Annotated in this window: 17 protein-coding genes; 13 read left to right on the forward strand and 4 right to left on the reverse strand. The window is 57.5% G+C overall.

Features of this window, described 5'->3' with window-relative positions:
- Positions 1-6 precede the first annotated feature (6 nt).
- The 3 genes from DEM26_RS18325 to DEM26_RS18335 all read left to right on the forward strand — a co-directional run bounded on the left by DEM26_RS18325 (position 7) and on the right by DEM26_RS18335 (position 1,009).
- Positions 7-192 (forward strand): hypothetical protein, encoded by a 186-nt coding sequence (locus tag DEM26_RS18325; RefSeq protein WP_109173064.1) that lies wholly within the window; start codon positions 7-9, stop codon positions 190-192.
- An 11-nt stretch (positions 193-203) separates the two neighbouring features.
- Entirely contained in the window at positions 204-428 is a 225-nt protein-coding gene (locus tag DEM26_RS18330) for a hypothetical protein (protein WP_109173065.1), read from the forward strand.
- 398 nt (positions 429-826) lie between these two features.
- Positions 827-1,009 carry a hypothetical protein gene (locus DEM26_RS18335; protein ID WP_109173066.1) on the forward strand — a complete coding sequence of 61 codons (183 nt, stop codon included), beginning with the start codon at positions 827-829 and terminating at the stop codon, positions 1,007-1,009.
- 846 nt (positions 1,010-1,855) lie between these two features.
- Here the strand turns inward: DEM26_RS18335 and DEM26_RS18340 are convergent.
- Positions 1,856-2,536 (reverse strand): outer membrane protein, encoded by a 681-nt coding sequence (locus DEM26_RS18340; RefSeq protein ID WP_233243196.1) that lies wholly within the window; start codon positions 2,534-2,536, stop codon positions 1,856-1,858.
- A gap of 419 nt (positions 2,537-2,955) precedes the next feature.
- Between DEM26_RS18340 and DEM26_RS18345 the strand changes: the two genes are divergently transcribed.
- The 10 genes from DEM26_RS18345 (at position 2,956) to DEM26_RS18390 (ending at position 10,510) form a co-directional block, all read left to right on the forward strand.
- Positions 2,956-3,609, forward strand: a complete 654-nt coding sequence (locus DEM26_RS18345; protein ID WP_158275165.1) for a helix-turn-helix domain-containing protein — start codon at positions 2,956-2,958, stop codon at positions 3,607-3,609.
- A 224-nt stretch (positions 3,610-3,833) separates the two neighbouring features.
- Positions 3,834-4,544 (forward strand): hypothetical protein, encoded by a 711-nt coding sequence (locus DEM26_RS20740; protein ID WP_233243197.1) that lies wholly within the window; start codon positions 3,834-3,836, stop codon positions 4,542-4,544.
- Between the two features lie 25 nt (positions 4,545-4,569).
- Positions 4,570-4,830, forward strand: coding sequence for a hypothetical protein (locus tag DEM26_RS18355; protein WP_109173068.1), 261 nt, complete (start codon positions 4,570-4,572; stop codon positions 4,828-4,830).
- A gap of 272 nt (positions 4,831-5,102) precedes the next feature.
- Positions 5,103-6,203: an SH3 domain-containing protein gene (locus DEM26_RS18360; protein WP_109173069.1), complete on the forward strand. Its 1,101-nt coding sequence runs from the start codon at positions 5,103-5,105 to the stop codon at positions 6,201-6,203.
- A gap of 41 nt (positions 6,204-6,244) precedes the next feature.
- Positions 6,245-6,592, forward strand: coding sequence for a hypothetical protein (locus DEM26_RS18365; protein WP_109173070.1), 348 nt, complete (start codon positions 6,245-6,247; stop codon positions 6,590-6,592).
- A 310-nt stretch (positions 6,593-6,902) separates the two neighbouring features.
- A complete protein-coding gene (locus DEM26_RS18370; RefSeq protein ID WP_199224700.1) occupies positions 6,903-7,250 on the forward strand; it encodes a GlsB/YeaQ/YmgE family stress response membrane protein in 348 nt (115 codons plus the stop codon).
- Between the two features lie 53 nt (positions 7,251-7,303).
- Positions 7,304-7,606 carry a hypothetical protein gene (locus DEM26_RS18375; protein ID WP_109173071.1) on the forward strand — a complete coding sequence of 101 codons (303 nt, stop codon included), beginning with the start codon at positions 7,304-7,306 and terminating at the stop codon, positions 7,604-7,606.
- Positions 7,607-7,709: 103 nt separating this feature from the next.
- Complete coding sequence (locus DEM26_RS18380; RefSeq protein WP_109173072.1) at positions 7,710-8,015, forward strand: hypothetical protein; 306 nt, start codon at positions 7,710-7,712, stop codon at positions 8,013-8,015.
- Positions 8,016-8,501: 486 nt separating this feature from the next.
- Entirely contained in the window at positions 8,502-9,752 is a 1,251-nt protein-coding gene (locus DEM26_RS18385) for an ATP-binding protein (protein ID WP_109173073.1), read from the forward strand.
- 551 nt (positions 9,753-10,303) lie between these two features.
- On the forward strand, positions 10,304-10,510 hold the full coding sequence (locus DEM26_RS18390; RefSeq protein WP_146194490.1) for a hypothetical protein: 207 nt from the start codon (positions 10,304-10,306) through the stop codon (positions 10,508-10,510).
- 333 nt (positions 10,511-10,843) lie between these two features.
- Here DEM26_RS18390 and DEM26_RS18395 read toward each other — a convergent pair whose 3' ends face one another.
- The 3 genes from DEM26_RS18395 to DEM26_RS18405 all read right to left on the reverse strand — a co-directional run bounded on the left by DEM26_RS18395 (position 10,844) and on the right by DEM26_RS18405 (position 11,876).
- On the reverse strand, positions 10,844-11,092 hold the full coding sequence (locus DEM26_RS18395; protein WP_109173075.1) for a hypothetical protein: 249 nt from the start codon (positions 11,090-11,092) through the stop codon (positions 10,844-10,846).
- A 10-nt stretch (positions 11,093-11,102) separates the two neighbouring features.
- Positions 11,103-11,342, reverse strand: coding sequence for a pyocin activator PrtN family protein (locus DEM26_RS18400; protein WP_109173076.1), 240 nt, complete (start codon positions 11,340-11,342; stop codon positions 11,103-11,105).
- Positions 11,343-11,513: 171 nt separating this feature from the next.
- Positions 11,514-11,876: a hypothetical protein gene (locus tag DEM26_RS18405; protein ID WP_109173077.1), complete on the reverse strand. Its 363-nt coding sequence runs from the start codon at positions 11,874-11,876 to the stop codon at positions 11,514-11,516.
- Positions 11,877-12,424 lie beyond the last annotated feature (548 nt).

Raw genomic sequence — 12,424 nt, forward strand, 5'->3', positions numbered from 1 at the left:
GAGACGATGGCAAAGCTTCTAGTGCGAGGCGTTGGGCGAGATGGGGAGAACCCACGTGCGCTGTCGGTCGCGTTCAATCGCGAGCCGACAGATGAAGAGCTGCGTATGATCGACGACTTTCTCCACATGATGGTCGATCAGTCAGACGTGATGGAGCCCGGTCACGCCGGGATCAATCGGAAGGTGCAATAGGGAAAATGGCCATGACCGAAGAGCAGATCAGACACATGGCGGAGCAGTTTCTCAACTGGCCGATTCCCGACGATTTTGCCCCTGACGGCGGGGTCAGCTTCGAGCCGGTTGGCAATGTCGGCACGCCGCACGAATTCCGGCGCCACCCGTCGGGCACCAACGTCCTCAATTTCACTCAGGCCGTCGCGATGGTTAGGCACATGGTCGAGAACCTGCCGCCCGCTGCGTCCAGATAGGAGTGGGTGCTGCGCTGGTGGGCGCCGAATGGGCTCTGCCCGCGGGTCATAGGTCTTCGGATTGAAGGCTCGCCCACCTGCCCAGCACCCAAGAAAGGAGCGAGGCGATGGAGTATCGAGTTCGCGAGGCTCGCGTCGAGGTTTGCAATGGTTACCGTTGTTGGCATGAGCGTCGGTTCATCGCAGAGCGGCGCGTTACCTTGCTCGGGATCATATCGTGGTGGTGGCCGGTGATCGATTGTGATTGGCGCAAGACCGCTCATGAGTCACGGATCGATGCTGAGCGTGATGCGGATCTCCGTAAGCCGCTGACTGCCCCAGAAGTCTTTCAGTCAAGATAGGAGCGAGCGCATGGGTGTGCTGGTCATCGTGACGTTATCCCTGGTTCAGGTTGCGTGATGGGAAAACTGCACGTCTCCCACCGCATCGTCGTCCGCGATGAGAATGACCGGATCGTCTCTGACGAGCCCTATGACAACTTCGTCGACGGCAAGGCCGTGTTCGATCGTGTCGAGGCTCTGCCGGGGCAGACGATCTCGCTGCAGCACGGGGCGCGGGTGATCTTCAAGAAGTTCCGGTGACCTCGCGCGGCTTTTCACCCTTCAATCTGTTACGCGTAACTGTTACTCGCTAAACGAAACGCCCCGAAGGTGAACGAATAGCGGTATAAATCGGGAATACAGCGCGAACATCCACACTGTCTTTGCCCTCCGAAGGCAGAGGCCGAAGGTTCGAATCCTTCTGGGTGCGCCATTTCCCCCAGTTTTCGGAATTTCAGCGCCTTGGGGGCGGCACAGACGCTATCGAGACGGCCCCGAGACAGACCCGATGAGAGATGCGATGACGACAGATGACGCCCTGATCCGCGCAGCGAAGCTCTCGGTCGTCCCGATGATGGATGGTGCCGAGGAGTCCTGAGTGGGCTTGTTTTATTGGCCGAAACCGACGCAGGCGAAATTTGTTGCACCGAATGTTGCACCTGAAACTCGTCTTTGACCTCTGTTTCACACCGATCGTAGCACCGAGTTCACCTGGAAGCACTCTCCTCGAACGTGTTCCGGTCGTCAGAAAGGGCGGGAAGCTGTCTTTCGCTGCGCGTCAACCGAATGGCCGCTTCCGGCAGATGCCAGTTTGTCGCGACGGTCAGAAAATACGCAAGGCGGTCGCGACACTATCACACCGGCTGTATTCTCAGAAAAAGACGCGAACAAAATATTGCCGATCATAGAGGATCGTTAATCCAGAGCGATTGTCTTCTCGTTCAGCGCCGAACAAGAAACTGATCGCTGCTTTACGGATAAAATTTCATGTTGGGCTTGCACGGTTGAATAGTGACCAGATCGCACAAAGACGCTCTGGTCTCTTGAGATGCCCGAAGGCATAACGGACGGCGCAACCGCAACACAGACGATCGCTGTGAAATATCCTCAGAACTTGTAACTGATATTTATCCCAAACGTAAGAAGGTCCAGCTCATCGCCTGAGGCAACGCCGCCGAAATCGTCGAACTTATGCTGCAGCAACTCAGCCCCGACCACAAAGTTGTCGCTAACGAGATAATCGGCCCCAACTCCATAAAAGTATCCGTTGCTGGAAACCGAAGAATTCGTGTCATCGGTAATCTTGATGTCGGCATAGCCAACCGTGCCATAGAGGAGGAAGCGTCCGAAATCGTAACCTCCTTCCAATCCCAGGCGGACAAGGTGGTCAACATCGACGTCGAACTTACCTCCTATTTGAGCTGGCGCATCAATCGACCCTTCGCCCACCATGTAGTCGAGTTCCCCGCCGAGCACGAACCGACCAAAGTCATGTCTGTAACCGCCAAAAACTCCGTAGACCTGACCGTTCACATCTGAGTCAGTCCCACCAGCGGTGTAGGTGCCATCGAAAATCTTATCATATTGCAGACCAACGTATGCGCCGGTCCAATCCCATGAGGGGGCGGCTTGCGCGACTGGGGCCGCGACAACCGGCTCCGGGGCCGGACTGTAGCTAAATCCTCCTGCGAACGCTGGAGCGGCCAACAGGGCGCCCGCTGCCGAGAAGAAGATTTTACGCATACCTATTAAGCTCCGTTTGCTGAGGGCGTTGCTCTCGAATTGCATCAAATCTCCAACACCAGGCATGCCGTAGCTTCAGGTGAACCAGTTGGATTGACGTCCCTTGAGAGGTCTTGGCCGAACACTTTCACGATTATTATGTTCACGGAAAAGTGGGAAAAGGGAGGGCGAAAATATGCGTTCGGCAAGTGAAGCTTTGAGCAACCGAGACGGATCTAACAGCCCGAATACAGGTCTTCGAAACAAGAGGCTCCGTCCTTCTCCATAAGCTCTTTTCACGAGATGACGCATGAACTCGCTGAGGTCGATAAAGGGAAGCGATTGAAAAGGGTCTATGCCGTGCTTCGCCGGTTTGGTGTTCAAAACCTTTTCTCAGCGATGCCGGTCCAACAAATCTTGCCAATCCACTTTCTTGGGGTAACGTAAGGTAAGCGCGTTGCGGTTCGGCTTGGCAGGAGATCGAAGTGGACGGCCCCACAATCCGGAATATTCGGCGACGCTTGGGCATCACCCAGAGCGAACTGGGCGAACGGCTTGGGGTCGATCAGGGCACGGTGAGCCGATGGGAGCGCGAAGTGGAAAATCCGCGCCCCGCAACGTTCGCACGTCTGAGATCACTTCTGGAGCGCGATGAGGAGCGGCGAGCCTTCAACAGAAGCCTCGCGATCGTGCGGTGTGACCTGCGCCCCGCGTCGCTCCTCGATCAGAACCTGCGGCTCGTCGAAATTTCGGCCTCCGGCAAGAAGGCCTTCATCAATCGCGGACAGGATCCCTTCAAGCTCATGGGAACGTCCTTCGAAACCTACTCCAATCGCATCGGCGCGCCGCATCTTCGGGATCACCTGCTGGAATCGGGTTTTCTCGACGGGGCGGCCCTTCTGTTCAGCTTTACGGTGAATGCGCGCGGAAACGGAAACGTCACGATCTGGGAGCCTCTGACGGAGGACGGGCAGTTTATCGGGGCGCTCAACTATATCACCTCCTTCTTCGACTTCCCCGCCAATGACGAATTCACAATCGAGAAGATCGGCTTCGTTGCGGCCGACAATCCCGGAACCTTTCATGTCACCCATGCGGGGCAGCGCGCCCATCTGATCGACGACGCGTCGTTATACTGACGGGAACCGGGGCGGCCGCAGCGCTTGGATGATCGGACCCTCACCGCGGAACTCATCCGGCCCGGCAAAACGCATATTTCCGCCCTCCCACAGATCACCGCTTCGTGATCAAATGCTAAGAATGACGACGGCGCATGACCTTAGCGGGAGATGCCATCCTCCTGCACTTCGCGGCACGCCGCTCGCGTTACCCGTTGCGCAACGCATTCAGAGAGGTCCTCAAAATGAACAAGCTCGTTCTCAGCGCCATGCTCGTCTTCGCGCTTTCGGCATGTCAGGAAGAGGAGGACAAGGCCGAGGAGACCGGCTCGGCGACCACCTCGACGACGCAGAGCGCGGAGCCTGCGAAAGAAGATACCGCGACGGCCGATGACGGCGGCGGCGCGATGTCTGAGGCCCCGAAAGCTGCAGCGCAAGAGCCTGCCGCGACGCAAGCGGCGACTCCGTCCGAGGTCAGCCAAGAGGCAATCGACGCCTGCATCGACGCGGTGCGCGCGGCGCATGGCGCGATGGGCGGCACGGTTTTGAGCACCGAGTTCTCCGAGGCGAATTCGCTTGTCATGCTGAAAAGCGTCGATGATGCCGAATGGCGTTGTCTCGTCTCGAATGACGGCAGCGGTGCGAGCGTGGAACAGGTGGGCGCTCCGACGTCCACGGAAGACAGCGCCACGGCCGACGACGGTGGCGGTGCGATGGATGGCGCGCCGCAGGAAAGCGGCATGCCGACAGTCGGTAGTCCGACCGATCTGACCGATTTCGTCGGCGCGCCTGCGGGTCAGGCAGAGGGCGGACTTCAGGCCCTTGGCTTCGAGTCCATACGATCGGAAGGCCTGACGACCTTCTGGTTCAACCGGGCGACCGGTGCCTGCGCGAAGATCACGACCTCCGACGGGAAATTCGCTGAAATCACGATGCTGCCTGCGGAAGATTGCTGAAAGCGTAAGGGGTAGAGCCAAGGAAATGACGCTCTGTCGGATACTCATCGGCCTCTTCGTGCTCCTCTGGATCGCGGCGCTGTTGCTGCTCGCGATCGGCACGTTTGGCTGGTTCGGACAGGAGCGTGATCCACTTTCTGGCGTCTTTCTGATGCCGCTTGGCCTGCCGTGGAACATGATCGTTCCCGTGCCGGAAAGTGCGGCCGCCCTCTGGGCGGCTGCTGCCCCCGGCGTAAACCTCTTCGTGCTTTTTATGGTTTGCAGAGCGCTACGCCGTCGTCACTGAGCGGCCCGCCCCCCCGTCTTCTTTGCTTATGTGCGTCGGCGCGTCCCGAAAAACGGCGCCACCTTGCCCTGAGGTCAACGGAATCTTCCAAAACGCATATTTTCGCACTCCCCAAAATCACGCCCCCGTGATCTGATTTCCTAACGCGTGGCTTGAAAAGAGATTTTCGGACCGCCGGTCGTTCATCCCGGAGCGTGAACGCACGAAATGATCTGGGCGCGCGTGGCCCAATCCAAAGCCGCGCGGCCTGTCCGAACCGAGAGGAGAAAAACATGCTTCAAACGGCCCCATTCCTGCACGCGCTTCGCGCCGCCTCGGCCGCTGCGCTCTGTGCGTTTTCCCTCGCGCTCGGTGCGCCCCAAGCGGCTGCGCAGGAGAGCGTGCCGATCAGCTTCCCACGCGGCCAGTCGGGCGTGACCATCAACGGCGCTGTGATCGGTAGGGACTACATCGACTATGTGCTGCGCGGGAACGCGGGCCAACGGATGAATGTCGACCTGACGGTCACAGGCACGAATGGCAACGGTATCGCCTACTTCAACATCCTGCCCGCAGGCATGGACTATAACGGCCTGTTCGTTGGCTCAAACGAAGGCAAGTCGGCCAGCGTGATCCTCCCCGAAACTCGTGACTGGGCGATCCGCGTCTACCTGATGGGCAATGACAGGGATACCGGAAAGACAGTTGGCTTCTCGATCAAAGTCTCGATCACCGGAGAAGGAAGCGGCAGCGGCTCGACTGCGAGTGGCGGTCAGGGCAGCGGACTGCTCCCGGAAGAGGATATCTTTGTCGTAACGCTCCGCACGCCGGGGGATACGCTCAACGTTCGCAACGCCCCGCGTCCCAGTGGCCAGCTGCTTGGCAGACTGCAAAACGGGACAGTCGTGAGCAACGTCGGCGGCTGCACGATGTCGGACGGTCGGCAATGGTGCAAAATTCGAGATCCGCGTAGCGGTGTGCAGGGTTGGGTCGCGGCCCGATTCCTGCGCCTTCCCAGGCCGGGTGGCGGAGAAAACGGCGCAACCGCCGATGATGGCGGCGGGGCAATGGCGGGCAGCGGGTCGGCAGACATCCGTGTGCGGTTCGCGCCCGGATCGAGCGGCGCGGAGCTCTCCGGTCAGCTTCTGCCGCAGAAATCGCAGCGATATATCCTCGGCGCGGCCAACGGGCAGAATCTGTATTTCCGGCTCGCCGCCAACGGGCCCGGGATGACCTACGTGATCTACAACCCGGACGGGTCCGTCCTGCTCGACGAAATGCCCGCGACCCAAGAATACCGTGGCCAGCTCTTTCAATCGGGCGACCACATGATCGACGTCTACAACACGTCCAACGGCGCGCAATCTTACACCGTCATCTTCGGTATCGACTGAAGCTCAAATCGAAATTTCATCTCAATGGAAGGAAACGGAACATGCCCAAACTGATCGGAATTACGGCCGGTTTCTGTGCGCTCACTGCGCTCTCGGCCTGTGTCGAGAGCACAGGCGGATCGGCAGCCCAAATGCCTGTCGCGCCCGGTAGCCCCCCCTTCATCACCAGCATGGCCCCAGACGTCAGTCAGGCAGCGATCGACGCCTGCCGGTCGGCCCTGGCCGCTCAGACAACGGGCGGTGTGACCGTGGTCGGTGGCGAGACGTCGCAGGCCGCGACGGCCATCTATATGCGGGTCGGCGCGAACGGCGCTCCGTGGCGCTGTCTGGTCGGCGCGGACGGCAGCAACCCGCAGACCATGTTCATGGGTAGCGAAGGCTACCTTTGATCCGCACTGACTTTCGGGGTGGCGGCGCGGGTCGTTGCCCCGAAAGTTTCACCAGATGGAGACAGCCGTGCTCGATACTCTCGGCACGCGTGTCAAATACGCACTCATTGGCTGCGTCGCCCTTATCATCGGGTGGTTCATTTCACGCACCTTGGACTTCGGAAGCACGTCCTGGTGGTCCGCCGCTCTTGCCGGGCCGTGGGCGGCTACATCGGCGGAATGCTCGGGGAGAGACGGGGGAAATCCTGATCGGGGTCGAAACCCGCTCGCCCATTTTGACAGGTTTCACACCAATCGTGGGGACCCAGTGATGAAACAGAGACTAATCATGGCCTTCGCGGCCACCGCTTTCGCAGCGCCCGTCTTCGCGCAGCAAGGGCCCGCAAAGGCGGTCGGCGCCGGGATGGGGCTCATCATCGGCATTCTGATCGCCGTCGTCGTCGGCGGGATCGTCGGTTGGCTTGCGAGCCTGCTCGTGAAGGGGGCGGGGTCCGGTATCGGGCTCGACATTCTGATCGGGATCGGCGGCTCGATCCTCGCGAGCGTTCTGCTCCGGCTGTTCGGAATTCAGATCGTGAGCGTCTTGGGATCGCTGATCGTGATGTTCCTCGGAGCGGTGCTTCTGCTGCTGATCGTGAAGATGATCCGAAAGGCCTGAGCCCTGCGGATCACGCCCGAATTCAACGGCGACCAACCTGGAGGGAGAAAAACATGAAGACCACTGTGACCATTGCAGGCCTGTTCGTGGCCTCGGCCCTGCTCGCAGGCTGCGTCGAGACCGGAGGCTCGGACCCGGCGCTCAGCGGCACCGATGTCCAGTTCGAAGCCATGACCGGCCCCTGCATCGTGCAGGCTGCGACCCTGACCAGCACCAGCGCGGGCTCGGTTACCATCCTCGACCGTATCCAGACCGGCGGCGGCCCGATCCTCACGCTCATGGCGGGCGGGAGCAAATACACCTGCCGCCTTGAAGCGAACGGCAGCGTCACAGTCTTCAGCGAATACGCGAACTGACGCGCCGCCTCCGGCCTCGCCTCCCTCATAGCGGGGCCGCAGCCAAGATTGTCCAACCGCGCATTGATCTGAACTGGCGCGCAAACTGTCGAAGGAGACGACCATGAAGACGAAATTGATCTGGACCTTTGCCGCGGCCCTTCCGCTTGCCGCCTGCGTGGAGACCGGCGACACGAGCATGCCGGAGCAAGGTCGCCCCGCCGTCGGCAGCGAATACGACCTCTCTTCCTTCGAGGGCGCCCGGGCGGGGCAGGCCGAGATGGGTATCATGGCACTCGGTTATGAACGGGTTCGCTCCCAAGGTCTGACCTCCTGGTATTTCAATCGCTCCACCGGCGCCTGCGCGCGCATCACGACCGCGGACGGTCGCTACTCCGACGTGACCATGTTGCCCGCCGAGGATTGCTGACGGACAGACGGAAGCTACGGTTTCTCGGTCAGTGGGCTCGTGAGAAGTCTGCATTCGCGCTGCGCCGCTTTTTTTCAGAGCTGCCTCGGTGCCGGTTTTGAACTATGTGTTCCTGAAAGATAGATGCGGGGCTGCACATCGTGCAGCCCCGAAATCATCATTCGGATAACGCGTCGCTTTCGCGGGAGAACCGCCTCCGAGCGATGGTGATTGGGGACCGAACGTTATTTTTTGATTGGAAATAGCAGACATTGGTTGGGGCTAAGGTCTACGACAGCAAAGGGCCGTTCGCCACGGGTCCGTAGGTCTGGGCGGGAAGCGGAAGTTCGCTGCGCCGATCACCGAATGACCGCTCTTGGAAGCTCAGTAAGAAGCAAATCGTCACGCGCTTCTGTGCACGAGATTGAAATCTTACGACATGGTCTTCGACGAGACGTGATGATAGTAGATTTCATGACGGATATTCAAAAGTAGAGAACCAAGATCATGTCGCTTTTCTCCGGAACGCCCAAGCCAGAAGAGGTCTTTACTCCTCGTTCATCCGACGTAAATCGCCGATCATATATTCCGCGTCCAGATCTGGAAGAGGAACTCGCGGAGGGGCTAACTGAAAGTCAGCATCTGATCATTTTTGGAGAAAGCGGCAACGGAAAGTCATGGCTCTATAAAAGAGTTTTTGAAACTGAACGCGTCTCTTATGAAGTCATCAACCTTGTTCAGGCCTCAAGGCTGGGATCTCTCGGCGCCGCTTTCGAGGATAGACTCGCAAGGAATGAAGAACTCGAGAAGGAGGCTTATGAGCTGGCGAAATCAGGCGGCATCAAGCCGCAAGGTGTCGGTGTCGATTTCGAAGGAACTTGGACCTATGTAAAGGGCAAGAAAGAGCCTTTCGAAAGACTTTTGGCTTACGTTAGAAAGAAGGCTGGCAGGAGCAAGGCGGTAATCGTCTTAGATAATTTCGAGCAGATTTCCAGTGACGCGGATTTGTGCAAGCAAGTCTCGAATTGCATTATCCTCTTGGACGACCCCACTTATTCTCAGTATGAAGTTAAGATTGTAATTGTCGGAACCCCTGCCGGGATAGATGAAATACTTTCAAAAAGTGATAATCTTCAAACGATTTCAACGCGACTTAAAGAAATTCCAGAAGTTGAGCGGATGACGCCCAACGAAGCCAAGTCTTTAATGCGCTTAGGCCTTGAGAGTGCGTTGAAGCTGAAGGTAATAGGTAATAGCGAAATTTTCTATGATCGGATGCTAAAGGTAACTGACAGAATTGCACTCGAGCTTCAAGAGTTGGGCTTAAAAATCGCAAAGGAGGCTCGAAAGAAGGATGGGAAAATAGACCAAGTTGTCTTCGACAGGGCGACTACTAAGTGGGCAAAGAATTCTATTCGCTCTACCTGTGCCATGTTGGCGGATCGCCTAAACTCAAGTGAAACCAAGGCGGCCAGGCGGAACCAATGTCTATACGCTTGCGGTGAGATCACTAAAGACACTTTTACCTACAAGGATGTAGAAGCAAAGATTAGAGAGCTATTCCCTGAAACCACAAAAGATGTGGCTCTCAATGTATCAGGAGAGTTGTCAAAACTTTCGAAGGACGAGAATCCACTGCTAAGGCGCATTGAGAGCCAAAAGTCTTACAGGCTTTCAAGCCCAAAAGTGCGAATGGCTATACGGACCATGCTGGCTATCAAAGAGGGTAAAGTCGTCCGTGTAATCAATGACATATAGACATTAGGCAGCAGAAAGTCACCCCGCTTCGTTTTTGCGTCAATGGAGCGACAACGCGCAAGGTGGTTAATGGTCTGTTCCAGCTGTAGGTGAGTGACGTCAGATGATCCGGCTCAAGGTCCGTCGCGTCCGCGTTGCTGACCTCTGCGCGCAAGGCCATGCCGCGTAATGCGTGAATGACTGGTCCGGTGAAGCTGCACCGCAGCGCTGGTGATCTTGGCGAGCGGCCGGTATGGGCCGAAGCAGGAAGCGCGAATTGCGGACGTTTGGCGCATGCGCGAAATCAAACACATGGAGTACGTCGTTGCGACTTTCGTCGTGTCGGCGTACGCGATGCTTTGCGGCGTCGGTCGTTCCGTGATCGGTCTCAAGAGTTTCGAAGATGGGGGCGATATGCATGAAGTTCTCCCCGTAGAAGGTTGTGGACACAGTGCTCGCTTGCTTGTTTGATTGGCTTTTTGTTCGCATCGACTGAATAACTTGACGTTTCGTCGGTGCTCTCTGGCCTTTGTTAGAGGCTGACCTTGGGGCCACTGATGGTGGGAGTGACGGTGAACGACCGGAAAACGAATTTCGACAGCTATGGCGAATACTACCGCGCAATAGCTCAAGAGATCAGCGATGCAGAGCTCCGCGAACGCGGGATGTCTGCGCATGAGGTGCTGCGTGTGCGCAGCCTGAGTGCTGTTGAGCGCTGCGACGTCATAGCAGCGTTTTTGCTTAAAGACTTGCTTGGCGGATTAAAGTCCCAGCATTGACTGCTATAGGCTTTGAGGCGTCGCGAACTCTCGGTGTTTGATGGCATGACATACCTCAGGATGCCGATGAAAAGAGGGCAGGCGGATGCGAAGAACTATTAGCGCATACTGCTCGCGCGAAAACTCGAGCGCGGTGATGAGGGCTTCTCGTGTCCGAAAAGTTTTCCGGTTCAACGGGGACCTTACGCCCCTGGGGGGCATAGAATTTTCTCTTTGGAGTCGTAATCTGGTGCCACATGGGCACCAGATTGTCTTCTGTGATTTCCAACAGAGCGGAACGCGTCCCTGGATAGAGCGGTCCCGACCGCTGAAAGTCTGAGAGTTCGATTAGTCTCAGGGAGATTTTTGGAGGGCTCCGTTTGCCATCGAACGCCGCATTTCGATGAATTCCGTTAGCCAAGCCACAGGAATTCCTTGATCCCACGCTTGGTTGAGATCGAGGTTGCCGCAAGGGATCGCTCCAGTTTTCAGTGCTTTCAGGAAGTCTCTCAGCGGCTTCCCGAAATAATCCTCTGCTACGATTTTAGTTGGGATTAGCGAGGTCGCGCCAAACTTCGCAACAAGTATCATCATGGTCGACATCGAGTTGATCTCACTTACGGAAAGAAGCATTGCGGCGCTTGTCCAGATATTCAGCGAGATCCAGTATGTGGACGCCTCGAGGACTTTTCTGACTGTCATCCATGCTCATCACCGGTAGTGCGATTTCGCCACGGCTTACCTTTTCGTGGAATTTCGCTTTTCCAACGTTGAACCAGTCACGGGCGACGATTTCCGAAGGGATCATGACCTCGTGTCCGTATTTTCCAAGCAGGATGTAAAAGGTGTTCATATGCTTTCCTCTCTTTGTAAGGGCGACCGGATGGGTGCCTGAACGAGAGATGCGAACGACTTGCCGTGGACGGGCGAAGCTGTGATTAGGGTTTGATATCCACTCAAAGTCGCGACGCGGAGCCAAAGGAAGAACCCTCGCCGGGGGTGTGCCGACGAGGGTTTTCAGTAATCACATGAAGCGCGCAGCTTTCGCCAAGTCACTAAAGCGAGCGGCATACCAGCGCAGGCCAGCGTCGATGTTGTGTCTCTTTCCGTCATCAACGGGCAACGGATGGAATTCTTCAACCCGTAATGACAGCAGCGTGTCGCATGCTTCTTCGAGGGCGAGCTGCAGTTCCGGCGTCGCTTCACCGGGCTTGATGCAGCGCTCAATTGCCGCCCCGAATGCCGAACCCGGCACGCTTGGAAAGCGACGAAGAAGATCGTCGAGGCCTGAGCCATGGCGAGCCAGGAAGCTACGGACCAAGCGATCTGCCGTCGCCCGCGGCACACCAGTCTTCGGATCGATAGCAATTAGTACTTGTTTTCCCATTTCGGGTCTCCCCGGCATCCGATGGGCCGCCCTGTGCAGCCCTGAACTTGTCGGTGCCGTTCTTCAAGATCCCGCCGGCAGGAGGTGCGGCGGGATTGATCACCTGCTGGCATTTCGCGCGTGATCAGCGAGGACATGCGCGGTTGTTCCGGTCCGCGTTTTTGCATCTCCTCCCTATCCATTGGTCGTGATCGGCCGCGGCTTGCGAAGCCGGTCTCGCCGAAAGACCGGCTTCGGAAACCGCGGCTCTGCCTCGACCAGCGTTTCTATGGGTTATTCCCGTAAAAATCAGAGTGCCGCACTGTGGTGATCCTCGAGGCGCCGCCGAGCTGACGGCGACCACGACTTTTCGAACGAATATTGAGCGCTCATCAGCATTAGCGAAGTAGTGCAAAAGCGCTCAGGTCACCGAAGGTTTCGGTGATCTTGCTCGTTAGAGCGGCTCGGAGAGCGTTAAAAAATTTCACGACCGCGCAAGGATTTATTCGTAAGCGGTGTCTGAGCGGCACGTTGTCTGCGCCGGCGCGGACTGCGAGGTGATACCCATC

Origin of the sequence: Thioclava sp. NG1 (assembly GCF_003122275.1) — a bacterium.
GTDB lineage: Bacteria > Pseudomonadota > Alphaproteobacteria > Rhodobacterales > Rhodobacteraceae > Thioclava > Thioclava nitratireducens.

What these genes read in the sequence shown, in the direction of transcription:
- DEM26_RS18395 (WP_109173075.1), bottom strand. Translation starts at nt 11,092, where the DNA reads ATGTCGACCATGATGATACTTGTTGCGAAGTTTGGCGCGACCTCGCTA.
- DEM26_RS18330 (WP_109173065.1), top strand. Translation starts at nt 204, where the DNA reads ATGACCGAAGAGCAGATCAGACACATGGCGGAGCAGTTTCTCAACTGG.
- DEM26_RS18365 (WP_109173070.1), top strand. Translation starts at nt 6,245, where the DNA reads ATGCCCAAACTGATCGGAATTACGGCCGGTTTCTGTGCGCTCACTGCG.
- DEM26_RS18360 (WP_109173069.1), top strand. Translation starts at nt 5,103, where the DNA reads ATGCTTCAAACGGCCCCATTCCTGCACGCGCTTCGCGCCGCCTCGGCC.
- DEM26_RS18400 (WP_109173076.1), bottom strand. Translation starts at nt 11,342, where the DNA reads ATGAACACCTTTTACATCCTGCTTGGAAAATACGGACACGAGGTCATG.
- DEM26_RS20740 (WP_233243197.1), top strand. Translation starts at nt 3,834, where the DNA reads ATGAACAAGCTCGTTCTCAGCGCCATGCTCGTCTTCGCGCTTTCGGCA.
- DEM26_RS18325 (WP_109173064.1), top strand. Translation starts at nt 7, where the DNA reads ATGGCAAAGCTTCTAGTGCGAGGCGTTGGGCGAGATGGGGAGAACCCA.
- DEM26_RS18385 (WP_109173073.1), top strand. Translation starts at nt 8,502, where the DNA reads ATGTCGCTTTTCTCCGGAACGCCCAAGCCAGAAGAGGTCTTTACTCCT.
- DEM26_RS18340 (WP_233243196.1), bottom strand. Translation starts at nt 2,536, where the DNA reads ATGCAATTCGAGAGCAACGCCCTCAGCAAACGGAGCTTAATAGGTATG.
- DEM26_RS18405 (WP_109173077.1), bottom strand. Translation starts at nt 11,876, where the DNA reads ATGGGAAAACAAGTACTAATTGCTATCGATCCGAAGACTGGTGTGCCG.
- DEM26_RS18380 (WP_109173072.1), top strand. Translation starts at nt 7,710, where the DNA reads ATGAAGACGAAATTGATCTGGACCTTTGCCGCGGCCCTTCCGCTTGCC.
- DEM26_RS18335 (WP_109173066.1), top strand. Translation starts at nt 827, where the DNA reads ATGGGAAAACTGCACGTCTCCCACCGCATCGTCGTCCGCGATGAGAAT.
- DEM26_RS18375 (WP_109173071.1), top strand. Translation starts at nt 7,304, where the DNA reads ATGAAGACCACTGTGACCATTGCAGGCCTGTTCGTGGCCTCGGCCCTG.
- DEM26_RS18355 (WP_109173068.1), top strand. Translation starts at nt 4,570, where the DNA reads ATGACGCTCTGTCGGATACTCATCGGCCTCTTCGTGCTCCTCTGGATC.
- DEM26_RS18370 (WP_199224700.1), top strand. Translation starts at nt 6,903, where the DNA reads ATGAAACAGAGACTAATCATGGCCTTCGCGGCCACCGCTTTCGCAGCG.